Source organism: Oceanobacillus sp. AG, assembly GCF_009746545.1.
In the GTDB taxonomy this organism is placed as follows: Bacteria; Bacillota; Bacilli; order Bacillales; family Amphibacillaceae; genus Oceanobacillus; species Oceanobacillus indicireducens.
This window is the reverse complement of sequence record NZ_WOWT01000036.1, coordinates 1-24,068: the sequence shown is the minus strand read 5'-3', so window position 1 is coordinate 24,068 and position 24,068 is coordinate 1. Positions and strand designations below refer to the sequence as shown.

General features: G+C 41.0%; 25 protein-coding genes. 19 read left to right on the top strand and 6 right to left on the bottom strand.

Features of this window, described 5'->3' with window-relative positions; all coding sequences use genetic code 11:
* The first annotated feature begins 15 nt into the window (after positions 1–15).
* The 3 genes from tpx to GN217_RS16300 all read left to right on the top strand — a co-directional run bounded on the left by tpx (position 16) and on the right by GN217_RS16300 (position 2,788).
* Entirely contained in the window at positions 16–516 is a 501-nt protein-coding gene (gene tpx, locus GN217_RS16310; RefSeq protein ID WP_156857717.1) for a thiol peroxidase, read from the top strand.
* A 77-nt stretch (positions 517–593) separates the two neighbouring features.
* Entirely contained in the window at positions 594–1,577 is a 984-nt protein-coding gene (locus GN217_RS16305) for a class I SAM-dependent methyltransferase (RefSeq protein WP_156857716.1), read from the top strand.
* Between the two features lie 23 nt (positions 1,578–1,600).
* Positions 1,601–2,788 (top strand): acetate kinase, encoded by a 1,188-nt coding sequence (locus GN217_RS16300; protein ID WP_156857715.1) that lies wholly within the window; start codon positions 1,601–1,603, stop codon positions 2,786–2,788.
* 101 nt (positions 2,789–2,889) lie between these two features.
* On the opposite strand, the gene GN217_RS16295 is transcribed toward GN217_RS16300, so the two are convergent.
* Positions 2,890–3,318, bottom strand: a complete 429-nt coding sequence (locus GN217_RS16295; RefSeq protein ID WP_188855572.1) for a universal stress protein — start codon at positions 3,316–3,318, stop codon at positions 2,890–2,892.
* Positions 3,319–3,443: 125 nt separating this feature from the next.
* On the opposite strand from GN217_RS16295, the gene GN217_RS18785 reads away from it, so the two are divergent.
* Both GN217_RS18785 and ald read left to right on the top strand, forming a co-directional pair.
* Positions 3,444–3,599: a hypothetical protein gene (locus GN217_RS18785; RefSeq protein ID WP_198042699.1), complete on the top strand. Its 156-nt coding sequence runs from the start codon at positions 3,444–3,446 to the stop codon at positions 3,597–3,599.
* Between the two features lie 251 nt (positions 3,600–3,850).
* A complete protein-coding gene (gene ald, locus GN217_RS16290; protein WP_156857713.1) occupies positions 3,851–4,969 on the top strand; it encodes an alanine dehydrogenase in 1,119 nt (372 codons plus the stop codon).
* 33 nt (positions 4,970–5,002) lie between these two features.
* On the opposite strand, the gene GN217_RS16285 is transcribed toward ald, so the two are convergent.
* Entirely contained in the window at positions 5,003–6,100 is a 1,098-nt protein-coding gene (locus GN217_RS16285; protein WP_156857712.1) for a M24 family metallopeptidase, read from the bottom strand.
* Between the two features lie 181 nt (positions 6,101–6,281).
* Between GN217_RS16285 and GN217_RS16280 the strand changes: the two genes are divergently transcribed.
* From GN217_RS16280 to GN217_RS16260, 5 genes are all read left to right on the top strand, one after another.
* Positions 6,282–6,968, top strand: coding sequence for a PspA/IM30 family protein (locus tag GN217_RS16280; protein ID WP_156857711.1), 687 nt, complete (start codon positions 6,282–6,284; stop codon positions 6,966–6,968).
* A 126-nt stretch (positions 6,969–7,094) separates the two neighbouring features.
* On the top strand, positions 7,095–7,775 hold the full coding sequence (locus tag GN217_RS16275; protein WP_156857710.1) for a metal-dependent hydrolase: 681 nt from the start codon (positions 7,095–7,097) through the stop codon (positions 7,773–7,775).
* A 329-nt stretch (positions 7,776–8,104) separates the two neighbouring features.
* Positions 8,105–8,857, top strand: a complete 753-nt coding sequence (locus tag GN217_RS16270; protein WP_156857709.1) for a prepilin peptidase — start codon at positions 8,105–8,107, stop codon at positions 8,855–8,857.
* Between the two features lie 110 nt (positions 8,858–8,967).
* Positions 8,968–9,195, top strand: a complete 228-nt coding sequence (locus GN217_RS16265) for a hypothetical protein (RefSeq protein WP_156857708.1) — start codon at positions 8,968–8,970, stop codon at positions 9,193–9,195.
* A 68-nt stretch (positions 9,196–9,263) separates the two neighbouring features.
* Positions 9,264–10,571 (top strand): DRTGG domain-containing protein, encoded by a 1,308-nt coding sequence (locus GN217_RS16260; RefSeq protein WP_156857707.1) that lies wholly within the window; start codon positions 9,264–9,266, stop codon positions 10,569–10,571.
* A 155-nt stretch (positions 10,572–10,726) separates the two neighbouring features.
* Here the strand turns inward: GN217_RS16260 and GN217_RS16255 are convergent, their stop codons facing one another.
* Positions 10,727–11,023, bottom strand: coding sequence for a YtpI family protein (locus GN217_RS16255; protein WP_156857706.1), 297 nt, complete (start codon positions 11,021–11,023; stop codon positions 10,727–10,729).
* Between the two features lie 156 nt (positions 11,024–11,179).
* On the opposite strand from GN217_RS16255, the gene GN217_RS16250 reads away from it, so the two are divergent.
* Positions 11,180–12,127, top strand: coding sequence for a DHH family phosphoesterase (locus tag GN217_RS16250; protein WP_156857705.1), 948 nt, complete (start codon positions 11,180–11,182; stop codon positions 12,125–12,127).
* A 23-nt stretch (positions 12,128–12,150) separates the two neighbouring features.
* On the opposite strand, the gene GN217_RS16245 is transcribed toward GN217_RS16250, so the two are convergent.
* The 3 genes from GN217_RS16245 to ytrH all read right to left on the bottom strand — a co-directional run bounded on the left by GN217_RS16245 (position 12,151) and on the right by ytrH (position 13,401).
* Complete coding sequence (locus GN217_RS16245; protein WP_156857704.1) at positions 12,151–12,351, bottom strand: YtzJ family protein; 201 nt, start codon at positions 12,349–12,351, stop codon at positions 12,151–12,153.
* A 225-nt stretch (positions 12,352–12,576) separates the two neighbouring features.
* Positions 12,577–13,068 (bottom strand): sporulation membrane protein YtrI, encoded by a 492-nt coding sequence (gene ytrI / locus GN217_RS16240; RefSeq protein ID WP_156857703.1) that lies wholly within the window; start codon positions 13,066–13,068, stop codon positions 12,577–12,579.
* On the bottom strand, positions 13,069–13,401 hold the full coding sequence (gene ytrH, locus GN217_RS16235) for a sporulation membrane protein YtrH (RefSeq protein WP_156857702.1): 333 nt from the start codon (positions 13,399–13,401) through the stop codon (positions 13,069–13,071).
* A gap of 157 nt (positions 13,402–13,558) precedes the next feature.
* On the opposite strand from ytrH, the gene dnaE reads away from it, so the two are divergent.
* The 8 genes from dnaE to GN217_RS19065 form a co-directional block, all read left to right on the top strand.
* Positions 13,559–16,903: a DNA polymerase III subunit alpha gene (dnaE, locus tag GN217_RS16230; RefSeq protein WP_156857701.1), complete on the top strand. Its 3,345-nt coding sequence runs from the start codon at positions 13,559–13,561 to the stop codon at positions 16,901–16,903.
* 123 nt (positions 16,904–17,026) lie between these two features.
* Positions 17,027–18,262: an NADP-dependent malic enzyme gene (ystJ, locus tag GN217_RS16225; RefSeq protein WP_156857700.1), complete on the top strand. Its 1,236-nt coding sequence runs from the start codon at positions 17,027–17,029 to the stop codon at positions 18,260–18,262.
* A 27-nt stretch (positions 18,263–18,289) separates the two neighbouring features.
* Positions 18,290–18,922 (top strand): FadR/GntR family transcriptional regulator, encoded by a 633-nt coding sequence (locus tag GN217_RS16220; protein ID WP_232334474.1) that lies wholly within the window; start codon positions 18,290–18,292, stop codon positions 18,920–18,922.
* 101 nt (positions 18,923–19,023) lie between these two features.
* Positions 19,024–19,878, top strand: coding sequence for an acetyl-CoA carboxylase, carboxyltransferase subunit beta (accD, locus tag GN217_RS16215; RefSeq protein ID WP_156857699.1), 855 nt, complete (start codon positions 19,024–19,026; stop codon positions 19,876–19,878).
* Positions 19,879–19,881: 3 nt separating this feature from the next.
* Positions 19,882–20,838 carry an acetyl-CoA carboxylase carboxyl transferase subunit alpha gene (gene accA, locus GN217_RS16210; protein ID WP_156857698.1) on the top strand — a complete coding sequence of 319 codons (957 nt, stop codon included), beginning with the start codon at positions 19,882–19,884 and terminating at the stop codon, positions 20,836–20,838.
* Positions 20,839–21,061: 223 nt separating this feature from the next.
* Positions 21,062–22,021 carry a 6-phosphofructokinase gene (pfkA, locus tag GN217_RS16205; RefSeq protein ID WP_156857733.1) on the top strand — a complete coding sequence of 320 codons (960 nt, stop codon included), beginning with the start codon at positions 21,062–21,064 and terminating at the stop codon, positions 22,019–22,021.
* Positions 22,022–22,042: 21 nt separating this feature from the next.
* The gene (gene pyk / locus GN217_RS16200; RefSeq protein WP_156857697.1) at positions 22,043–23,803 is read left to right on the top strand and encodes a pyruvate kinase; all 1,761 of its coding nucleotides are present in this window, start codon (positions 22,043–22,045) and stop codon (positions 23,801–23,803) included.
* A 26-nt stretch (positions 23,804–23,829) separates the two neighbouring features.
* Positions 23,830–24,068 (top strand): hypothetical protein (locus GN217_RS19065; RefSeq protein ID WP_232334473.1); only part of this gene is annotated, 239 nt, incomplete at its 3' end.

Sequence of the window (24,068 nt, the reverse complement as noted above, 5' to 3'; positions counted from 1 at the left end):
GGAGGAAGGATAATAGTGAAGCAAATTACATTCCATAATGATCCAGTAACTTTATTAGGAACAGAAGTGAAAGTTGGGGACGAGGCACCAAACTTTACAGTTCTAGCTAATGATTTGAAAGAAGTTTCCTTAGATGATTATAAAGGGAAAATCAAATTGATAAGTGTAGTGCCTTCCATTGATACAGGAGTATGCTCCGATCAGACGAAACGATTTAATGAAGAAGCGTCTAAGCTTGATAATGTACACGTGTTAACGATTAGCATGGACTTACCTTTCGCTCAAACACGCTGGTGCGCTGCAGAAGGTGTTAAGAACTTGGACACTTTATCCGATCACCGAGATGCTGACTTCGGTGAGAAGTACGGTGTCTTGATTAAAGAACTGCGTTTACTAGCAAGATCGATCTTTGTTGTCGATTCAAACGACAAAGTGACCTATGTAGAATATGTTGATGAAGTTTCAAGCCATCCTGACTACGACGCTGCTTTAGAAGCTGTGAAACAAGCGAATTAATCGATATCTCTCTCTGGCGGGAGCCCGGGAGAGATTTTTCGTGTGAAATATATACTATACATGTATGGAGGAAGGGAATGGAAAAGTCAACCGTAGAGAAACTTTTTGAATGGTTCGACGAGACAACCGAAATCATTCAAGCTCATGTGGATGAACCGTATTTGAACAGTCTCACTGAAACAATGGATACTATTTTTTATGAAACGCCGCATGAAGATTTTGATGATATTTTACGTAAAAAGTTGGACAAGAAAATAGATGAATTCAAGGATATCAATCATTCCAAGCAAGATTTGAAAAAAGCAATCCAGCTTACAATCTTGAACGGAATGAAAGGATCGGTTCAGGAGCAACATGTGATGACCCCAGAATCCATCGGTATGATTGTCGCTTATTTGGCAAGTCAATTGATGAAGAACAAAGAGAAAATTCGTCTCTTTGATCCGGCAAGTGGTACAGGGAATTTGCTCCTTACCGTCATGGAACAATTAGAGCAAGAGTTGAAAGTTTATGCTAGTGAAGTGGATCCGACGCTTATTCAGCTTGCAGTGGGCAGCGCAAATCTTCTCCAGCAGGAAGTTGAATTTTTCCATCAGGACAGCCTCGCACCATTACTCCTCGATCCAGTCGATTTGGTCGTTGCTGATCTCCCGGTTGGATTTTATCCAGATGATATCCGGGCAGGAGATTATGAGTTAAAAGCGGAAGAAGGACATTCCTATGCTCATCATTTATTCATTGAGCAAAGTATGAAGTATACGAAAGAAGCTGGATATCTTATTTTTGTTGTGCCTGATTTCGTATTTGAGAGTGATCAATCCGAACAATTGAACCGCTATTTGAAAGAGCATGCACATATTGTCAGTTTTCTTCGTTTACCGGAATCAAGTTTCAAATCATCACGGAATGTAAAAAGCATTTTAGTTCTTCAGAAAAAAGGGGTAAAGACTAATAGTCCGAAGCAGCCGTTATTAGTACAGCTGCCGTCGTTAACCAGTCATAATGCCATGGCAGACATACTTGGACAAATAAATCGTTGGTTTCAAACTTATAAAAATTAAACTTTATATGGTGGAGTGATGGTATGAAAAACGTATTGGCTATTAACGCTGGAAGCTCATCTCTTAAATTTCAATTGATTGAGATGCCTGAAGAAAAAGTATCTGCAATAGGAGTTGTCGAAAGAATCGGCTTGCCTGATTCTATTTTCCAAATAGAAGCCAATGGAAAAAAAGACAAAACGGTTCAAGATATTGCAAATCACGAAATTGCAGTTAAAATGCTTTTAGAAGCGCTCATCAAAAAAGGAGTTATCCAATCATACGATGAAATCGATGCGGTCGGACACCGTGTTGTGCATGGCGGAGAATATTTCAGTGATTCTGTACTTATTACAGATGAAGTGATTGAAACGATTGAAAAGGTATCTGAACTTGCACCACTGCATAACCCGGCGAATTTAACCGGAATCCGTGCATTTAAGGAAATCTTACCAAATGTGCCGATGGTTGCTGTATTTGATACAGCCTTCCATCAAACAATGCCGAAATCATCTTATTTATATAGCCTGCCGGAGAATTATTATACAGATTACGGCATCCGTAAATATGGATTCCATGGTACATCCCATAAATATGTTTCTGAACGGGCAGCTGAATTAATCGGTGCACCACTTGAAAGCTTGCGGTTAATTTCTTGCCATATTGGTAATGGAGCGAGTGTTACTGCAATCCAAGGTGGAGAGTCGATTGATACATCAATGGGATTCACGCCACTTGCAGGTGTGACAATGGGAACCCGCTCAGGAGATATTGATCCTGCTTTGATCCCATATATTATGGAAAAAACCGGGAAATCAGCGGATGAAGTGATTAATGTTTTAAATAAAGAAAGTGGAATGTTAGCATTATCCGGCTTCTCTAGTGACTTACGTGATATTGAGGAGCAGTCAGAGACAAATGAACGGGCAGCACTTGCGCTTACCGTTTTTGCGGAACGTATCCACAAATATCTTGGTTCATATGCTGCGAAAATGTCTGGTGTCGACGCGATCATCTTTACAGCAGGAGTCGGGGAAAATAGTGACACAATCAGAGAGAAGATCTTAACAGGACTTGAATTCATGGGTGTTTACTGGGATCCGAAGCGGAATGATGTGCGTGGTAAAGAACAGTTCATCAACTACCCGCATTCCCCGGTAAAAGTAATCGTAATACCGACGAACGAAGAAGTAATGATTGCCCGCGATACAATCAGATTAAGCGGCAACTAAAAAAAATGGGACGAGAGGATGTAAAAATCCTTTCGTCCTATTTTTTACGTCTAAGAAATTATAGAATGAAAATACTGTTTTTGTTTCTTTGTTTTTTTAAATTATCTAATTACTAATACGTCACATTTTGCATGTCTTGTGATGCTTTCTGAAACGCTACCGATGAGGAAACGTTCGACCGCGTTCATTCCTGTAGCGCCGCAGATGATTAAATCTGCTTTGAAATTCTCTGCAATATCACGCGGGACTTTTACTTTTGGAGAGCCGTATTCGATACATCTTACTAAATCAGTAAGCCCTTCATTTCTCGCTGTTTCAATGTAATTATCCAATAATTCCTTCGCATATTCCTCCGCACGCTCTGAAAGTGTACGGTCATATGCCTCAGCTGTTGCAAAAGTGCGGGAATCGATAACGTGTGCGATAACAAGGCGTGCATCATTGTTTTTAGCGATTTTGATTGCTTTCTTGAATGCTTTCTCAGCAGCTTCAGAACCATCTACAGCGATTACAATATTTTGATATTTCATAGTTATCTCTCCTCTCTACTTTAATTATATACCCTTTCTCGTAATGAAACAATCAATAATTGCCAATAAAAATTACAACATTGTAACATTCTTTTGGGCAAGCTAGCAGTAAGGAGGTGATCTTTTTGGATAAAAAAAATAAACATCCGAAGCTGTACACCGATCCAAAAGGTATCGAAACGGTCAAGAACCAGTTGAATGAAAGTTACCAAAGTGGTGTCATCGAAGACCAGCTTGAAAACAATCGGGGAATACACCATTTCAATAATAAAAGCAGATAAGCATGGATAAATTAATTAAAACTAAACGAAAATGACTGCGATATATCTATTCTAGCAAGGATTAAATCCCTAACCAGCCCCGTATATTCTCGGGGCGATGTATGAATTTGGTTTGGATTACTTTTCTAGGAGGTTTTGTCGCAGTCATTTTCAAATTATTTTCTGTCTGTTTGATTATGTTAATGCTTTAAAACAATCTTTTTGATACAATTAAATTGTATTGAATAAGCTTACGCAGGAGGTTGCGGGGAATGAGAATCGGTATACCGAAAGAAGTACTTAATAATGAAAACAGAGTCGCTATGGCACCATCCGGCGTCTATTCCTTAATTCAGGCAGGACACCAAGTATTTATTCAACAAGGTGCAGGAGAAGGTTCAAGCTTCACGGATGAAGCTTACAAAGAAGTAGGAGCAGTAATTGTGAATACTGCGGAAGAGGCTTGGACACAGGACATGGTGCTCAAGGTAAAAGAACCCCAAGAAAATGAATTTCAATACTTCCGTGAAGGACTCATTTTATTTACTTACTTACATTTAGCAAATGAACCTGAATTAACAAAAGCACTTACAGAGAAGAAAGTGACCGCGCTCGCATATGAAACTGTACAGCTCTCAAATGGTTCGTTACCATTACTTACTCCGATGAGTGAAGTTGCTGGACGAATGGTTACCCAAGTCGGGATGCAATTCTTAGAAAAAATTAAAGGCGGAAAAGGGATTCTCCTTTCCGGGATTCCTGGAGTTGCTCGAGGGAAAGTTGCAATTATCGGTGGTGGGGTAGTGGGTACGAATGCTGCTAAAATTGCGACTGGCTTAGGTGCAAAAGTTACAATTATTGATTTAAACCCGGATCGATTACGCCAGCTGGATGATATTTTTGGAAATTCCATTACGACCTTAATTTCCAATCCACATAATATCCAAGAAGCAGTGAAAGAAGCAGATCTGGTCATTGGCTCCGTACTTATTCCAGGTGCAAAAGCTCCGGTTCTTGTCACAGAGCAGATGGTGAAGGAAATGACACCGGGTTCGGTCATGGTTGACGTCGCAATTGATCAAGGTGGGAACTTTGAAACGAGTGACCGAATTACGACACATGACGCCCCAACCTTTGTAAAACATGGAGTCGTTCATTATACAGTTGCAAACATGCCAGGAGCTGTTCCGCAAACAGCGACAGTAGGTCTTACGAACGCGACTTCGCCCTATGTACTGCAGATTGCCAATAAAGGATACAAACAAGCGGTGCAGGATAATGAAGCTCTTCGTAGGGGAGTAAACACACTCGGCGGCTATATCACGCACGAAGCTGTTGCCAAAGCCCATGGTATGGAATATAAAGATGTTCAAGAGGTTTTAGATAATTAAAGAAAAAGCACTGGGGGATCCAGTGCTTTTTCTTTAATCGATAATCTGTAAATTTTTCGGGTATGCTGTTAATATCTCGGCACCGTTTTTCGTCATGAACATCATATCTTCAATACGAACACCGCCAGTACCTGGAATATAGATTCCTGGTTCGATGGTGAAGCACATTCCTTCTCTCAAAGCGAGCGTATTATCACTGCTCATCGAAGGATATTCATGGACTTCAATTCCGAGTCCGTGACCAACCCGGTGATTGAAATATTTACCGTATCCTTTCGATTCAATATATTCACGTGCCGCTTGATCGACTTTATTTACTGGCGTCCCGAGCTTCGAAGCTTCAATAGCTTTTTCATTTGCTTGGAGTACTGTCTGATAAATTTCTTCTTGTTCCGGTGTAACAGACTTATAGGCAACCGTACGTGTAATGTCTGAACAATATCCATCAAAAATAACGCCGAGGTCGAATAAAACCATGTCACCTGCAGTTATTTTCTTTTGGCCAGGTGTTCCGTGAGGGGAAGCGGTTTTCGCACCGGAGAGGCATGTCGTAGTAAATGACATCTCCTGGATACCTTGCTTTTTCATTTCATATTCAATCAAAGCGATGATATCCAGTTCCGTAGCACCCTCTGTAATAGCTTCTACACCCGTTTTAATGGCGAGATCGGCATATTGTGCAGCTTGCTTCAACAGTGTATATTCTTTTTTACTTTTAATAACCCGAATATCGGCAAGTATGTTTTCCAAATCGAAGAATTCTACATTTTGGAAGCAAGACGTTAGATTATTGTATCGTTCCAACGTGAAATGGTTATGTTCGATGGCCATCGATGCCGGTAATTTTTCCTGGCCGCGGAGGAAATCATTTAATAACTGCCAAGGGTTTTCATGGTCATGATAACCGATGATCGTATCGTTCCAGCCAGCCGCTTTTGCGTCTTCTACTTCCATGGCAGGAACAACGATAATTGGGTCAATTGTTTCACTGACATATACCGCAATGACCCGCTCATGGGGATCCGTATAATAATTGCTTAAATAATAGAAGTTAGCTGTAGAAGTTACCAAAGCACTATCAAAGTTATTCCGTTTTAGTTCTTTTATCAATTCTTCTATGCGTGTATTCAAGTAAATCACCTCAAGTAATATATAGTACTTTCTAGTATAGCACTCTGAATTATTTTTAGCATTTTATATTTTTCTTGAAACCTTTTTTATTTCAAACTCGTATTAATAAGCAAACAGTTCCAGATGGATGTTGACCCAATTTGTCTATTCAATTTTAACAATATTTCAAGGAGGAGATTACATGTTTCAATTTTTTAAGCGAATGAAGACGGTAGTAAGTTCAGAACTGAATGCGATGATTGACCGGGCAGAGGATCCCGTTAAAATGCTCGATCAGTTCCTGCGTGATATGGGCGAAGATATCAGAGAAGCAGAGCAAGCTGTTGCCAAGCAGATTGCGAACGAAAAGATGCTAAAGCGGAAAGTAAATGATACACAAGCATTAGTGGACCGTCGTCAGGAACAAGCGGAAAAAGCAGTAGAAGCGGGGAATGACGATTTGGCCCGCCGTGCACTTCAGGATAGGCGGGAGCATGAAGGAACACTCGCAACGCTCACGGAGTCTTGGGAAAAAGCCCAAGCAGATGTAGAGTCTCTACGTGATAAGCTTGACGAAATGAAGCGGGAATATAATGAAATGCGATTGAAGAAGGATTCCCTGAAAGCCCGTGCTGAATCTGCGAAAACAAGAACAAAAATGAATCGTACAATGTCATCCATCAGCAGTGATGATTCCCGTCAAGGCTTTGAGCGTATGGAAGAGAAAGTATTACGTTTCGAAGCGGAAGCAGAAACGTCTGAAGACCTTTCTCAAGCAAGCCGTACATTGGATGATGATTTCAGGGATTTAGTAACGAATGATGTAGATGATGAACTTGCAGCGCTGAAGCAGAAAATGGGTAAGGGCGACAGCGATAAAGGTGAATAAGGAATAGAAGGCACCGTTTAATGCGGTGCTTTTCTTATGGATAACTTGTTATCGCTTAACATTCTTTAGACAGTATGTTTTAATTTTAGTATAGATAGAATTTTTTCTAAAAGGGAGAGATAGTAAATGAAAGTATCTTATCATGGTCATTCCGTCGTTAAAGTCGAAACTGGAAAACATACGCTATTAATCGATCCATTTATTACGGGAAATGAAGCTTGTGACTTAGATCCAAATACTGTAGAAGCAGATGCTATTTTACTAACTCACGCGCATAACGATCATGTAGGGGACACGCTTGAAATTGCAAAACGGACGGGAGCGTTAGTTGTTGCCCCGAATGAACTCGCCGTATACTTAGGGACAAAAGGAATTGAAACCCATCCTATGCATATCGGTGGATCCCGGGAATTTGACTTCGGTAAGGTGAAATTCACGCAAGCATTCCACGGTTCGTCTTACACTGACAATGATGGTTCTATCATTTATGGCGGAATGCCAGGAGGAATTCTATTCACCGCAAACGGGAAAACAATTTATCATGTTGGAGATACAGCGCTATTTACCGATTTGAAGATGTATGGTGAAATGAATGATATTGAAGTTGCATTTATTCCAATCGGTGATAACTTTACGATGGGGCCGGAGGATGCACTTATTGCAGCGGATTGGATCAATGCAAAAGTAAGTGTGCCAGTCCATTACAATACGTTCCCGGTGATTGAACAAGACGCGGACGCTTGGGCAAGCAAGGTGAACACTGGAGAAGGACGAGCCTTGAAGGTTGGAGAGTCTATAGAACTGTAAACTTCTGAAAAATAGTAAACATAAAGACTATATAAATGCTCAGCATGCGTTTATATAGTCTTTTTTTATCACGCATTAACGATCTACAATACCCCTACCCCTAAACAGGAGGTAAGCCTAACATGTGAAGGTGGGGGATATATAGTCCGCAAATCCCTGATTCTGTTCAACTAACATTCATTGGCGGAGGTAAGGAAACCCCCACTGAATGAAGTTACACTTTATGTTTTTTGCTAAATTTACTAATTAAGCTAACTATTTCTATGGATTGGTGCTATAATCACAGGCATAAAGGTTTATTTTTTTTATGATTTAGGGGAGTGCACATAATGGAGTTATTCTTATCAATTATATTTTTTCTGTTTGGTGCGACTTTCGGGTCGTTTTTTAATGTGGTAGGGATTCGCTCACCAAAAAGTGAAACGTTCGTTAATGATCGGTCTTACTGTCCGAAATGTAAGAAAACCTTGACGTGGTATGAACTAATCCCAATTATATCTTACCTATTACAACGAGGGAAATGCCGAAATTGTAATGAAAAGATATCCGTAATTTATCCTGTTGTAGAGAGTCTTACTGGTGCTCTGTTTGTACTTAGTTACCTAACGATAGGATGGAACGCTGAGCTTGTAACCGCACTGTTACTCGTCTCGATGCTGATGATTATCTTCGTCTCAGATATCCATTATATGATCATTCAAAATAAAATTTTGTTGTTTTTTCTTCCGCTGTTTATTATTTTGCGCTTTATTGTGCCACTCGACCCTTGGTGGTCACCGATTGCAGGAGCAGTTGTTGCTAGTGTACTCCTAGCATTGATTATTTTAGTTAGCAGGGGCGGAATGGGAGCAGGGGATATGAAGTTATTTGGGGTACTCGGGATTGTTTTAGGCTTACATAATGTGCTGCTCGCTTTCTTTTTAGCCTGTCTGATTGGAGCGATCGTTGGAAGTTTATTGATCGCTTTAAAGATTGTAAAGCGAAAACAACCGATTCCTTTTGGACCTTATATTGTGGTGGGAGCTTTGATTGCTTATTTTTATGGGGAAGAAATTATTCAACTATATACCAGCTTTTTCTAGTAGATGGATCCCTATAACAAGTGCATTCATAAAATATACTAAATTCTTGCTTCTGTTCTTTTAAATACTTAAACCTCATAAACTAATAGCAACGAAAGGAGGGGCCACACATGAAAAACCAACCAATCCTCCGACTTCTGCTTGCTGGTTTCATGCTTTATTTTGCCTGGCCGAAAATCCCACAAGCGACATCAACCCTTGAGATGACTTATTGGGCGATGTGGCTGTTGTTCTTTCTTGCAGTAGTTGGAGCTAATTTTGCAAATCTTTTACAAATGATACAACCACCGGTAATGGAACAGACTGTAGAGGAAAACAAAGTTCGTGACAAACATTGAGTTATTACGCCTTAAACTGTATAATTGAATTAAAACTTTGGTATAGTACAGATGAGGCGGTGTTAACAATGGCTACAAAGCACGAAATGATTTTACAACACATTTTATCGTTGGAAGTTGGCCAGAAAATCTCCGTACGTCAAATAGCGAAAGATTTGGATGTTAGTGATGGAACCGCATATCGGGCAATTAAAGAAGCGGAAAATCAAGGACTCGTAAGCACAATTGAGCGGGTAGGAACTATCCGTATTGAAAAGAAGAGAAAAGAAAATTTCGAGCGACTGACGTTTGCAGAGGTTGTTAATATAATTGATGGACAAGTTTTAGGGGGCAGGGAAGGGCTGCATAAAACACTTAGTAAGTTTATAATCGGTGCCATGCAGCTGGAGGACATGATGCGTTATACCGACGCAGGTTCCTTACTTATTATCGGGAACCGAGTGGAAGCGCATTATAGTGCGCTAAAAGCTGGAGCAGCTGTATTAATAACTGGAGGATTTGATACAGACGAGAAAAATAAAAGGCTTGCGGATGAAACGGATTTACCAATCATCTCAACAAGCTATGATACGTTTACCGTAGCATCGATGATCAACCGAGCAATATATGACCAGCTCATTAAGAAAGAAATTATTTTTGTTGGTGATATTGCGACACCTTTGGAAGAAACATTTTATCTTAAAACGAGTGACAAAGTGAAAGATTGGTATAAGCTGAATAAAGAGTCAACGCATACACGTTTCCCTGTCATTGATAGCAAAAAGCAAGTTGTTGGTATGGTTTCGTCTAAAGATATTGTTGGACAAGACGAGAACTTGGGGATTAATAAATTGATGAGCAAGAAACCCCATGTTGTCCAGCCCAAGACATCGCTTGCTTCAGCATCCCATACGATGGTCTGGGAAGGAATTGAGCTATTGCCTGTAGTGGATGAATCAAGGGAGTTGACCGGTGTTGTATCACGGCAGGATGTGTTAAAAGCGATGCAGCAGATTCAGCGGCAGCCGCAAGTTGGGGAGACGATCAGTGATATTATTAATAGTAATATCGTCGCTAGTGAAGATAATCCCCATGTGTTTATTTCAAAAGTTGTTCCACAGATGACGAATCATCTCGGTACATTGGGGCACGGTGTATTTACCGCTCTAATTATTGAAGCGAGCAGCCGGCTATTGATGGATACTCGGAAAGCAGATCTTACCATTGAGAATATTACGGTTTACTTTACCAAACCGGTACAAATCGATAGTGATTTAAGTATCCACCCAAAAATCCTTGAAATCGGCCGATTGTATGCGAAGATTGATGTCGAGGTATATGATGATCGTATATTGATTGGTAAAGGGCTTTTGATGGCTCAACTCATCAGTCGATAAAACAATTCCGCAAGAAGCTTACGCAAGCAGTAAGCCATTTGGGCTATGCCAGGTGCAGATTGGACGTGGCTAGTACAGGCAACTTTAGTTAACCATAGCACCTTAATTATATAAATTCCTGAATGAAAAATGCACCCACTTGTTGGGTGCACTTTTCATTCAGATGGATGGAGTCTGCGATATTCATTCTTGTAATGTTTCGATTCGTTATACCCGCGGACTATTTGCATACCGCCCAAGATGGCGAAGACGATTCCGATGATTATGGAAAGTACACTTTCGTAAAAGAAATATTGGTTGATACCGAAAAGAAGAATGAACGCACCGAGACAGAGGCGGGATCTTCCATTAAAATATTTCTGCGTTAAGATATCTTTGCTTTTCACAATTGCAACCTTATAATAAACATATAAGACAATGGAAATAACAATACCGATAGGGAATATAATCATTCAATCTCTCCTATATATGCATTCTATGAAACCATACATTGCGATCACAAGTCTATTTTAACTTGTTTTCATTTATAATGCCAGTTCGTTCCGATTAAAAGAGAGAAGAATGCTTAATAAGATGATTATTTTCTAAAATAAGATTGGAGCTGTAGTATGGAGAAGCAAGCAATTATTAAAGAAATTAAACAAAATGACACGATAATTATCCACCGGCATGTTCGACCGGATCCGGATGCTTTAGGTTCGCAGGCGGGGTTGAAAGAAATCATTCAATCTTCTTTCCCGGAGAAAGAGGTTTATATCGTCGGGGAAAATGATCCTGAATTCGACTATCTTGTGAAAATGGATACTGTTCTTGATGCGACATATGAAGGGGCACTTGTTATTGTTTGTGACACAGCGAATACACCGCGAGTTGATGACGGGCGGTACGTGAAAGGGGAAAAAATAATAAAAATCGATCATCATCCGAATGTTGACTATTATGGTGATATTCAGTGGGTAGATACAACAGCAAGTTCAACGAGTGAGATGATTTATGCGTTATACGAAGCAGGGAAAGAGGAAGGGCTTGTTTTAAATGATGAAGGAGCGCGACTTCTGTATGCAGGGATTGTCGGAGATACGGGCAGATTCCTTTTTCCAAGTACGACGAAGAAAACATTTCAATATGCTGCGGAACTCGTGACGTATCATTTCGATCGTTCGGAATTATATGAGAATCTCTATAGTGTAGAGACGCATATTCTCCGCTTGAAAGGATATATTTTAAAGGAATTTGAAATGTATGATTCAGGCCTTTGTGCAGTGAAATTAACGAAGGAGTTGCTTGAAGCGTTCCAAGTTTCACCAGATGAGACTGGGCAGCTTGTTCAAGTCTTTGGAGATGTAAAAGGGATTAAAGCATGGGTCATTTTTGTTGAAGAAGATGAATTGATTCGGATTCGTCTCCGTTCGAAAGGACCGATCATTAATGATATCGCAGCTAAGTATGAAGGTGGAGGGCATCCGATGGCGTCTGGTGCAACTATTTACAATTGGGAAGATGCTGATCGGGTCATCCATGATCTAGATGAAGCTTGTAAAAATTATCCGAAGTAACCCAGACTTCTTTATTGTCTGGGTTATTTCCAATTCTTTGGATCCTCACGCTGGGGGATAATCCAACAGCCAGCAGGAGTCTTATCAAACACCACATTCAAATTTTCCTTTGCAACATCCCGTTCGAGTAACCGAATAAGTTCTGGGGATTCAGCAAATGCATTTTCCCCGTTTTTCAACTGTTCAATTTTTTGATTTAATAATGACTTTGTAGGTATGACCATTGCGCTTATCCTCCTTTATCACGCATTAACGGTCTGTAATACCCCCCACATCTAAACATGAAGGAAGCCCAACATGTGAAGGTGGGGGATAAAAAGTCCGTAAATCCCTGATTCTGTTCAACTAACATTCAGTGGGGGTAAGGATTCCACACTGAATGAGTTTCACTTTATCATTCCATCGTATGGGCTTTTGACAAATAGGTTCCTATTCATCTCGAAAAATGTTCAATTCGCTATACTAGCGTTAGCAACGATTCCTAGCTTCGGAGCAAAGATCAAACGGGTAATGGAGAAATGGTACGTGACATTATCTACTGTGAACGCTTTATTCTCAATTGCCGAGATGAGTAATTCTTCATTAGAAGATACAATAAGAATATCAGTACCAATTAGGTGGCTGATTTCTTCCTTGATTAATGTTTTCAACTGGGAGACGAGCAAGCTGTCATTTTTCAACACATCCGGATTGGAAATCGTAATTTCAATTTCTTCTATCGCTAGTTCGGTGTCTTGATCTTCCTGGCTCTCAAGCAATACTTTATTCTGTTGCCTTAAGTCAATGATTTCCTCGCCTAACTGATAATTCTCTGCTAGTAAGTCTTCGTACATGACACCGTACATATAAATTAAAACGAAATAACTAATAAGGCCGCCGACAAGAACACCAATGAAGAATCGTTGCCATTCCGGGCGTCTATAATAAGGGGGGAAGTGCATTTATGACATCCCTTTCTCGGTAAGCCATTCAATAATTGTGATGCCAAACTTTACTCCTCCCATTGCCGAGATGATGAGGAGAACCTGTTTCACTAGATCAAAAGTTGAACCGTCGAGTAAACCTCTCTCTACATTCGCAATCGCATCGAACGTTCCACCGATTGCTGCTACAATCGCCCAAATGCGCAGCCGGTCCGCGATTCTTGTCATGGATGATAACGGGGCTTCCCCGGTTGCAAAGTCGCCGATACTCCCGATAACCGAACCGCCAAGGATTACGCCAAGTGCGATGAAAAAACAATGGATAAATGCTGCGAAAAACCGTTCCTCCATGATGCGCTTCACTCCTTTTAGCATGTCCTTTAATATTTTATGTGCCGATTGTTGCGTTTATGAGCCTCCTGAGAATAACGGGAGAAAAATACGTAAGCGTATGCTTGTTCTTATATTATTGTTATAATAGAAGTCAGTGAAAAGAAGGTGGGATTGTATGTCTTACATACATTTACAAGTTAGAAGCGGCTATAGCCTGATGAACAGTACAATTACCATTGAAAAGTTACTAAATAAAGCGAAAGAGCTACAATTTCCGGCACTTGCCCTAACGGATGAAGGAGTACTTTACGGCACGATTCCTTTTTACCGGGCATGTCAGAAGGCAGGAATTAAGCCGATCATTGGCTTGATTGTACCGGTTGCAACGGATGAACAAGGATCGGTTTCGAAGCTTACCTTACTTGCAAAGGATAATAATGGGTATCATCAGCTGATGCGTTTGAGTACATTTCTGCAAACGGAAGATAGAGCGGCACTCTCCTTGGAAGATTTAGCAAATCATTCGGCAGAACTTATAGGTATCCTACCACTTAAGGATACGGAACTTTCTTCTAAATTGAGTGAGAATAGTTTCCAGGATGTAAAAGAGTATTTGCATGCATTTGAAGGGTTATTTGGACCGGAAGACTTTTACATTGGTATCGAAGAAGGTGGGAGATCCACTACGCTACTCAAGGCTTATGCTGATACATATCCAACCAACATTACAGCTATCACCGATGTCCATTATCTCGAGGAAAAGGATGTATACAGTTATGATTGTCTCCTTGCTATGAGAAGCAGCAGGCAGTGGGATATGCAATTGTCAACTCCGGCTTTACAGAATAAGCATTTACGCACTGTGCAGGAAGTAGAGCTAGAACTTGGAGAAATTTTCCCTGAAGCAATTCGTGAATCGGTAAAAATTGCAGAGAAATGTTCGGTTGAAATTGATTTTACGAAACGATTCCTTCCAACTTATCCGCTCAAAGAAGGGGTAGATGTACATACCTATTTAAAAGAACAATGCTATTTGAAACTAGAGGAAAAGTACGAGAAAACGACGCCAGAAATTAAAGAGCGTTTAAATTATGAACTAGCTATCATTAAGGCGATGGATTTTAGTGATTATTTCTTAATTACAGCTGATATTATTGCTTATGCCAAAGAAAAAGGAATCGTTGTCGGTCCAGGGCGGGGTTCTTCAGCTGGCTCCCTTGTTGCTTATACGCTCGGGATTACGGCTGTCGATCCTATAAAATATGATTTACTGTTTGAACGTTTCTTAAATCCGGAAAGGCAGACGATGCCAGACATTGATATCGACTTTTCCGATGAGAGACGTGATGAGGTCATTGCGTATGTCAGGGAAAAGTATGGTAAGGAGCATGTTGCCCAAATTATTACGTTTGGTACATTTGCAGCAAGATCATTAATTAGGGAATTGATAAAGACGCTTGACGTGGAACAACAAGATGCAAGATTTATTTTAAAGGAAATTGCCACCCAGCCGTCGAATTCTATAGTAGAGATGATGAAAGGTCTCCCGGAATTAACGGATTATATTAAGCAATCCACTAAGTTGAAGCTATTATTTTCTATAGCTGTCCGTTTGGAAGGTTTGCCACGTCACATCTCAACCCATGCGGCAGGTGTTGTTATAAGTGAACGGCCATTACGTGACCACGTCCCACTTACAACTGGATCAGGTGAAACTTATTTAACTCAGTTTGCCATGAATGATCTCGAAGCAGTTGGTCTATTGAAGATGGACTTTCTCGGTCTAAGGAATCTGTCTTTACTTGAAAAAGTCATTCAATCGGTCAACTATACGCGGAAAGAACCACTCCGTTTAGAAGAAATCCCTGTCGAAGATGCAGAAACGTTTAAACTCCTGCAGGAAGGTCGGACGAATGGAGTTTTCCAATTGGAGTCAGCTGGGATGAAGCGAGTATTAAAAGAGTTACAGCCGACCGATTTTGAAGATATTGTTGCGGTTAATGCCCTTTACCGGCCAGGTCCAATGGATTTCATCCCGACTTATATCGCAAGGAAAAATGGACAGCAGACTGTCGAGTATCCCCACCAAGACTTAGAGCCAATCTTGGAATCGACCTATGGTGTGCTCGTTTATCAGGAGCAGATTATGCAAATCGCAAGCAGAATCGCTGGTTTCAATCTAGGGGAGGCAGATATTCTACGGCGGGCCGTCAGTAAGAAAATTTATGCAGTCATGGAAGAAGAGCGCCAGGCATTTATTGAAGGTTGCTTGAACAATGGTTATACAAAGCAAGTGGCTGAGGAAATATTCAGTTGGATTGTCCGTTTTTCCAATTACGGATTCCCGCGTAGTCATGCGGTTGCTTACAGTAAGATTTCATATCAATTAAGCTACTTAAAAGCAAATTATCCTGCAAGCTTTTTTGCCGAAATTCTAAGTGCAGCTCGGAATCAGCAGGATAAAATTCAGCTTTACTTAAAAGAGATGCATGAGATAGGTCTGGAACTTTTGCCACCATCGATTAATCAGAGTTTCGGTAAGTATTCAGTGGAAAAGGGGCGGATCCGGATGGGACTGCGCTCGATTAAAGGAATAGGTGGGGATGCAATTAGGGCTATTATCGAGACGAGGAGAAAGGCACGTTTTAAAGATTTGTTTGACTTTTGCCTAAGGGTGCCAAGCGAAACAGTGAAGCGTTCCACGATTGAAAACTTGATCCTTGCCGGCGCCTTTGATGACTTGTATGGCAACCGTGCAAGTTTACTTGCCTCCATTGATCAGGCGATGGAGCAAGGAGAATTATTCCGTGAATTTTATGACCAGCCCAATCTTTTTGAAAACCAGCTTAGTCTAGAAGGAAATTATGTAGACATAGAAGATTTCACTGTCGCGAAGAAGCTTCAAGATGAGAAGGAATTGGTTGGGATGTATATTTCCAGTCACCCGCTGAAAAATTATCGTACCAGGCTTCGTGCGAGTGGTTACATGCAACTCGCTGCACTAAAGCATCTCTTAAGAAAGAATGATACGAAGATTGTTGTGATCATTCAGGAGATAAAGCAAATTCGAACGAAGCGCGGTGAACAGATGGCATTTCTTGTGATTGCGGATGAACAGGATACACTGGATGCTGTCATCTTCCCTGATACGTATAGGGAAGTAAAGCGCTGGCTTGAGGAGGAGCAGCTTGTAGCCATTACGGGTAGAGCGGAAGAAAGAAATGGTCGCTTACAATTTGTTGTGCAGAATATGGAACTTTTCAATGAAGAGAACCTTGAACAAAAGTCAGAAAAAATTATTTTCATCAAATCGACGAAAGAAACGAATCCGGATGCACTTAAAGTCATTGATCGAGTTGCTAAAGAGCATCCAGGGGGTACAGCGATTATTTTATATAATGAAGCACAGAATCAATCATATAAATTAAAGGAAAATTATTTCCTCCATCCATCTAGCGCTACCTTGAACAAGTTACGGACTTATTTCGGAAAAGACAATGTCGTCATGAGAAAAGTCTAGTCTTGTACGAAGCTTTACAGAAGTTTCTCATTTGATATAATATAGAAGTTGCAGGTGGTCTGACCACTAAAGCGAACCGTTAACCGTCTAAATATGGGAATATTTAAAGGGGAGATTATAATCATGGCAAGCCTAAGAGATGAAGCATTACATATGCACAAAGTGAATCAGGGTAAGTTATCGGTTGAGTCGAAAGTTCAGGTGAACGATGCAAAAGATTTAAGTCTCGCCTATTCACCAGGTGTAGCAGAGCCTTGTAAAGAAATTTACGATCGTACGTCTCGTGTATACGACTACACGATGAAAGGAAATATGGTTGCTGTCGTTAGTGATGGCTCAGCAGTGTTGGGGCTTGGTAATATCGGACCGGAAGCAGCACTTCCTGTTATGGAAGGGAAAGCTGTCTTGTTTAAGAGCTTCGCAGGGGTTGATGCGTTTCCGCTTTGTTTAGCAACTCAAGATGTGGATCAGATTGTAAATACAGTAAAACTGCTGGAGCCGACTTTCGGTGGTGTGAACTTGGAAGATATTGCTGCACCAAACTGCTTCATCATTGAGGAGCGCTTGAAGGATGAAACGAATATTCCGATTTTCCATGATGATCAACATGGAACAGCAATTGTTACGGTTGCAGGCTTAATTAATGCACTTAAACTTGTCGATAAGAAATTTAAAGACATTAAAGTCGTATTAAGCGGAGCAGGAGCCGCGGGGATTGCGATTGCCCGATTATTAGAGAGCTTTGGTGTACGCAATATGGTAATGACAGATTCCCGTGGGGCAATTTATGACGGCAGAAGCTATGGAATGAATGAGATTAAAGAAATGGTTGCCCAATTTACAAACCTTGACAAGAAGGAAGGCACGCTTGAAGACATGCTGAAAGATGCCGACGTATTTATTGGCGTTTCTGTTGCGGGTGCTCTTACAGAAGGAATGATTGCGAAGATGAATAAGAATCCAATCATCTTTGCTATGGCAAATCCAGAACCGGAAATAATGCCAGAGGAGGCAAAGAAAGCAGGCGCGAAAGTGATTGGCACTGGTCGCTCTGATTTCCCGAACCAGGTGAACAACGTATTGGCATTTCCGGGAATTTTTCGCGGGGCACTAGAAGTACGTGCAACAAGAATTAATGAAGAGATGAAAGTAGCTGCGGCAGAAGCAATTGCTTCTCTGATATCGGACGAAGATTTGAATGAGGACTATGTGATTCCTGCACCATTTGATGCACGTGTTGCTCCAATTGTAGCAAAAAGTGTTGCGAAAGCTGCAATGGAATCGGGTGTTGCCCGTATTCAGGTCGATCCGGAAGAAGTAGCAGAGAAGACGAGAGAACTAACAGGGAATTATGAATAAGAGATGAAGAAGCTTGAGAAGGGATAGATGTTTAAGGTGTCAAATCCTTCCAAACCAAAAGTATATCAAGGTGTGCTAGAGGAATTACGGGTCTATATTAAAGACAATCATCTATCACCTGGTGATAAACTGCCTTCGGAACGAGAATTAGCCGATAAATTACAGGCAGGCAGATCTTCCGTCAGAGAAGCATTACGTGCACTCGAATTATTAGGGCTGATTGAAACCCGTCGCGGTGAAGGTACATTTTTAAGATCCTATCAATCGTTACAGTCTGTGGAATTATTATCTTCATTTATTTTATTAGCAGATAGGACAAGAGATGAACTCCTTCAAGTAAAAACTATGATTGAAAAAGAAGCGGTGAAGTTAGCATGCCCGAATATGGATGAAGTTGCAAGGTCCAAGTTGAACGCTTCGATCAACCAGACAACTGTACTTGAGGAAAAACATACAATTTTTTTCACTTATTTACTTAAAAAAGCGAATAATCAATTATTGCTAAAAATCTGGATGCTGTTGGAAGAATTCTCAAGTTCCATCACAAAAGCTCATTATGATGAGCATTTTTATAACCAATTAATGGAACTCTTGGCAAAAAAGGATTACGATGCCATAGAAGAGTTATATAAACAGCAAGATCATCAATTATATGACTAAATCCGAATAGCTTACAAATTATGACAGTATTTTCTTCTTGGATAAGCTATGATGTGGAAGAGATATGCAAAGCACGCTGTTAGAAAGAAGGAGGTATGATCTTGCTAAAAGATATATTTGGCAAGCGCAGACGATATGCATCGATACCCAGTGAACAAGGGAAGATGGATGTTCCGGAAGGTCTCATGCAGAAATGTAAAGGATGTAATAAAATCTTTTACAGAAAAGAAGTGAAGAAATCCCTGCATGTCTGTACGAACTGCGGCTACCATCATCCACTTACCGCTTGGGAGCGGATTGATAGCCTCTTTGATGTAGACACATTTGTTGAATGGGATGCAGAGATCTCTTCTGCCAATCCGCTAAACTTCCCGGATTATATAGAAAAAATAGAAAAAGACCAAAAGAAAACGGGCTTAAATGAAGGGGTAGTAACTGGAAAAGGTTTAATTGACAGCCATCCAACTGCCTTTGCCGTAATGGACTCGAACTTCCGAATGGGAAGTATGGGTTCAGCAATTGGTGAGAAAATTGCCCGCGCGGTTGAAAATGCAAGAAAAGAAGAAATTCCGTTCATTATTTTCTCAGCATCAGGAGGCGCAAGAATGCAGGAAGGTGTTCTAAGCCTTATGCAAATGGCTAAGACGTCGATTGCTATCAAGCGATTCAGTGATGCAGGAGGATTAATGATTTCTGTTATGACCCATCCGACTACAGGAGGAGTGTCAGCAAGTTTCGCATCTATCGGTGATTATAATTTCGCTGAACCAGGTGCATTAATTGGCTTTGCAGGCAGAAGAATTATTGAACAAACAATCAGGGAAAAGCTTCCCCAGGATTTCCAGACCGCCGAATTCCAGCTGAAGCACGGACAATTGGATAAAGTAATCCACCGGAAAGAAATGCGTAATACGCTTGCCCAGTTGCTGAAGTTGCATGAGAAGGGTGGAGAATAAGAAATGAAGCACGTATTGGATTTTGAAAAACCGGTAGTCAATTTAAGAGAAAAAATTGCCGAGTTGAAAAAGATCACACAAGATAGCGAAATGGATTTAACGGATGAAATCTCAACCCTTGAAGAAAGATTAAAGGTGTTGGAAGATGATATATATGGGAATTTGAAACCGTGGGAACGGGTGCAGATGGCAAGACATGGCGAGCGTCCGACGACACTTGATTATATCGAACGTTTATTCACTGATTTCATCGAATTCCATGGAGACCGTTTATTTGGAGATGATGCCGCTATTGTCTCTGGTATTGCTTTTTATAAAGACAAGCCAGTTACCATCATCGGACACCAACGTGGTAAGGATACGAAGGAAAATATCCGTCGTAACTTTGGGATGCCACATCCAGAAGGGTACCGGAAGGCATTACGCCATATGAAACAAGCCGAGAAATTTAATCGGCCAATTATTTGTTTTATCGATACGAAGGGGGCTTACCCTGGAAAAGCAGCAGAAGAACGTGGGCAAAGTGAGGCAATCGCAAGAAATCTAATGGAAATGGCAGGTCTAACCGTCCCGATTGTATGTATTGTCATCGGGGAAGGCGGTAGTGGAGGAGCCCTTGCTCTTGGTGTTGGAGATTACATTCACATGCTTGAGAACTCAACCTATTCCGTTATCTCGCCTGAGGGAGCAGCGGCGCTCCTTTGGAAGGATGCTAGTTTAGCTAAACACGCGGCGGAAACGATGGGAATTACTTCCTACGATTTGAAGAAACTTCATGTCATAGATGAGATTATTCCGGAACCGCGGGGTGGTGCACATCGTGATGTCGATGAACAGGCAAAATTTATCGATACAGTCCTATCAAAATCCCTCAAGACACTAGCTACATACGATGAAGAGGAATTATTAGAAAAAAGATGGGAAAAATATAAACAAATTGGTGACTACATGAATCGATAAAAAATAGGCGGTGCTTTGTCTTTTTAGTGACAAGCGCCGCGTTTTTTGTTATTTTGGCGGTGAAATAATTGCTATTTTGCCGTTTTTTATTTATCTTTAATGTAGTGAGGTAAAATGATACAGGGTATACAAAATTAATAGTACAGTTTTTCCTTGCTTGAGAATAGATGTAAAAGTTGAACTCATGCTTGTACTCATAAAACCTATATTCGAGGTGAAGAAGATGAAACGAATTGGAATATTAACAAGTGGAGGCGACGCTCCGGGAATGAATGCAGCAATCCGGGCAGTCGTACGTAAAGGTATTTATCATGGACTGGAATTGTACGGCATTAAGTACGGTTACCAGGGATTGATGGAGGGACGAATCGAAAAAATGGAAATCGGCTCGGTTGGAGATATTATCCAGCGGGGTGGGACGATGCTTTATTCAGCCAGAAGCGATGAATTTAAAACTGATGCAGGCCAGGAAAAGGCAATTGAGCAGCTGAAGAAATTCGAAATTGATGGCCTCGTTATTATTGGCGGAGATGGAAGCTTCCTTGGTGCGGAGGCACTTACTAAAAAAGGCTTCCCTTGTATTGGAGTCCCTGCGACGATTGATAATGATATAAAGGGTACAGATTTTACAATCGGTTTTGATACAGCACTGAATACCGTTATTGAAGCAATTGATAAAATCCGTGATACAGCTACTTCGCATGAACGTACCTACATAATTGAGGTAATGGGTAGAGACGCGGGCGACCTTGCATTATGGGCAGGGCTAGCTGGTGGAGCAGAAAGTATCCTTATTCCTGAAAATAGGGAGGACTTCGATAGTATCGTTGATCGTTTGAAACGCGGCCACCAACGCGGGAAGCGTCATAGTATCATTCTCCTCGCTGAAGGAGTAGGTAGCGCTTTTGATTACGGTAAAAGAATTGAAAAGGCGACACAACTCGAAACACGGGTAACGGTTCTTGGCTATATTCAACGTGGAGGCTCGCCTACCGGAGCAGATCGTGTGCTTGCAAGTAGACTAGGAGCTCGCGCAATGGAGCTTTTAATGAATGGAAAAGCGGGTAGAATGGTTGGCATAGAGAATAATCATCTCGTTGACTATGCCATTCATGATATCTTTGACAAGCCAAGTACAGTTCATGAAGAAATGTACACTTTATCGAAAGAGTTGTCGATTTAGCATATACAAGGAGGAATTACATTGAGAAATACAAAGATAGTATGTACTATTGGTCCTGCTTCTGAATCGGTGGAAACATTAGAGCAATTGATGGATGCAGGTATGAACGTTGCAAGATTAAACTTCTCCCACGGTGACTATGAGGAACATGGTGCCCGTATTAAAAACATCCGTGAAGCAGCAGCGAATCGAAATAAAAATGTTGCAATTCTATTAGATACGAAGGGGCCAGAAATCCGTACAAACCGCTTCAAAGGTGGTAAGGCGGAAATACAATCTGGCAGCACTGTTTATATTGCAATGGATGAGGTCGAAGGAAATGCGGAACGGTTTTCTGTTTCTTATCCAGGATTGATCAATGACGTTTCAGTTGGTTCGAAGATTTTACTAGATGACGGTCTGATCGAGCTAGAAGTTGTTTCAATCGATAAAGAAAATAATGAAATTGCAACAAAAGCTCTAAACTCGGGAGAAATTAAAAATACAAAAGGTGTGAACGTACCAAACGTATCGTTGAACCTTCCGGGTATGACGGAAAAAGATAAAGAAGATATTATTTTCGGTATTAAAAACAATGTCGATTTCATTGCGCCATCCTTTATCCGCCGAGCATCTGATGTACTGGAAATTCGTCAAGTGCTGGAAGAACATCTTGGCAACAGGATCAACATCATTCCTAAGATTGAGAACCAAGAAGGTGTAGACCGGATTGAAGAAATTTTAGAAGTAAGTGACGGCCTCATGGTTGCGCGTGGGGACCTTGGTGTAGAGATTCCTGCTGAGGATGTGCCACTTGTACAGAAGGAATTAATTAAAAGATGTAATCTTGTTGGTAAACCAGTTATCACTGCTACACAAATGCTCGATTCAATGCAGCGTAACCCGCGCCCTACCCGTGCAGAAGCTTCAGACGTAGCAAATGCTATCTTTGACGGAACGGATGCAATCATGTTATCTGGTGAGACTGCAGCAGGTATGTATCCTGTTGAATCAGTCCAAACGATGAACAATATCGCACTGAAAACAGAATCTGCACTCCAGCATAAAAATATTTTAAGCGAGCGCTCGAAGCTTGTTGAAATGACAATTACAGAGGCAATTAGCCAGTCGGTAACTCATACGGCGATGAACTTAGATGTCCAAACAATTATTACTCCAACAGAAAGCGGTCATACCGCACGTATGATTTCCAAGTATCGTCCGAAACAGACGATTTTAGCTGTTACGTTTAATGAACGTGTAAATCGCCAGCTCGCACTTGTATGGGGTGTACACCCGGTTCAAGGGGAGAAGACAGATTCCACTGACGAAATGCTAGATGTTGCGATTGAACGTGCATTATCAGCCGGTATTTGCAGTCATGGTAACCGTGTAATTATTACAGCTGGTGTTCCAGTAGGTGAAAGTGGTACGACGAACTTACTGAAAGTCCATATCATTGGAGATGTACTTGCAAAAGGTCAAGGAATCGGCCGTCAAAGTGCTTACGGTAAAGCAGTAATTGCGCTTAACAAAGAAGAAGCTATTCAAAAGGTTTCTTCCGGCGATATTCTCGTTACTTATGGTACAGATCGTGACATGATGCCAGCAATTGAAAAAGCCGGCGGAATTATTACAGTAGAAGGTGGATTAACTTCACATGCTGCAGTAGTCGGTCTAAGTCTTGGCATTCCAGTCATCGTTGGAGTGGAAAATGCTTTAGAATTACTAAAAGACGGTCAAGACGTAACAATCGATGGTACAAAAGGCGATATTTATGATGGCCATGCAAGCGTACTGTAATTAAAGTGATAAGCAATGTTTTTCTAATGAAGAGAAGCATTGCTTATTCTTCTATAATCAACTTCTACACAAAAAATCAAAATAGAACACTTTCACTCAGCGTAAGTATTTTGTGCATTTATTTTATTGGCGTTCTAATTACCGTTCAGTTGCCCGGCGGACGGATGCTTTCCACGGGCACGGCCTCAGCCTCCTCGGAAGAAAACCGCTTCCTGCGGGGTCTTCGGACTCGTGCTTTTCCCGTAGGAGTCACCGTCCGCCGGGC

Excerpts from the sequence above, each read along its gene's own strand:
- GN217_RS16305 (WP_156857716.1), top strand. The coding sequence starts at position 594 with ATGGAAAAGTCAACCGTAGAGAAACTTTTTGAATGGTTCGACGAGACA.
- GN217_RS16300 (WP_156857715.1), top strand. The coding sequence starts at position 1,601 with ATGAAAAACGTATTGGCTATTAACGCTGGAAGCTCATCTCTTAAATTT.
- GN217_RS16295 (WP_188855572.1), bottom strand. The coding sequence starts at position 3,318 with ATGAAATATCAAAATATTGTAATCGCTGTAGATGGTTCTGAAGCTGCT.
- ald (WP_156857713.1), top strand. The coding sequence starts at position 3,851 with ATGAGAATCGGTATACCGAAAGAAGTACTTAATAATGAAAACAGAGTC.
- GN217_RS16280 (WP_156857711.1), top strand. The coding sequence starts at position 6,282 with ATGTTTCAATTTTTTAAGCGAATGAAGACGGTAGTAAGTTCAGAACTG.
- GN217_RS16275 (WP_156857710.1), top strand. The coding sequence starts at position 7,095 with ATGAAAGTATCTTATCATGGTCATTCCGTCGTTAAAGTCGAAACTGGA.
- GN217_RS16270 (WP_156857709.1), top strand. The coding sequence starts at position 8,105 with ATGGAGTTATTCTTATCAATTATATTTTTTCTGTTTGGTGCGACTTTC.
- GN217_RS16265 (WP_156857708.1), top strand. The coding sequence starts at position 8,968 with ATGAAAAACCAACCAATCCTCCGACTTCTGCTTGCTGGTTTCATGCTT.
- GN217_RS16260 (WP_156857707.1), top strand. The coding sequence starts at position 9,264 with ATGGCTACAAAGCACGAAATGATTTTACAACACATTTTATCGTTGGAA.
- GN217_RS16255 (WP_156857706.1), bottom strand. The coding sequence starts at position 11,023 with ATGATTATATTCCCTATCGGTATTGTTATTTCCATTGTCTTATATGTT.
- GN217_RS16250 (WP_156857705.1), top strand. The coding sequence starts at position 11,180 with ATGGAGAAGCAAGCAATTATTAAAGAAATTAAACAAAATGACACGATA.
- GN217_RS16245 (WP_156857704.1), bottom strand. The coding sequence starts at position 12,351 with ATGGTCATACCTACAAAGTCATTATTAAATCAAAAAATTGAACAGTTG.
- ytrI (WP_156857703.1), bottom strand. The coding sequence starts at position 13,068 with ATGCACTTCCCCCCTTATTATAGACGCCCGGAATGGCAACGATTCTTC.
- ytrH (WP_156857702.1), bottom strand. The coding sequence starts at position 13,401 with ATGGAGGAACGGTTTTTCGCAGCATTTATCCATTGTTTTTTCATCGCA.
- dnaE (WP_156857701.1), top strand. The coding sequence starts at position 13,559 with ATGTCTTACATACATTTACAAGTTAGAAGCGGCTATAGCCTGATGAAC.
- ystJ (WP_156857700.1), top strand. The coding sequence starts at position 17,027 with ATGGCAAGCCTAAGAGATGAAGCATTACATATGCACAAAGTGAATCAG.
- GN217_RS16220 (WP_232334474.1), top strand. The coding sequence starts at position 18,290 with ATGTTTAAGGTGTCAAATCCTTCCAAACCAAAAGTATATCAAGGTGTG.
- accA (WP_156857698.1), top strand. The coding sequence starts at position 19,882 with ATGAAGCACGTATTGGATTTTGAAAAACCGGTAGTCAATTTAAGAGAA.
- pfkA (WP_156857733.1), top strand. The coding sequence starts at position 21,062 with ATGAAACGAATTGGAATATTAACAAGTGGAGGCGACGCTCCGGGAATG.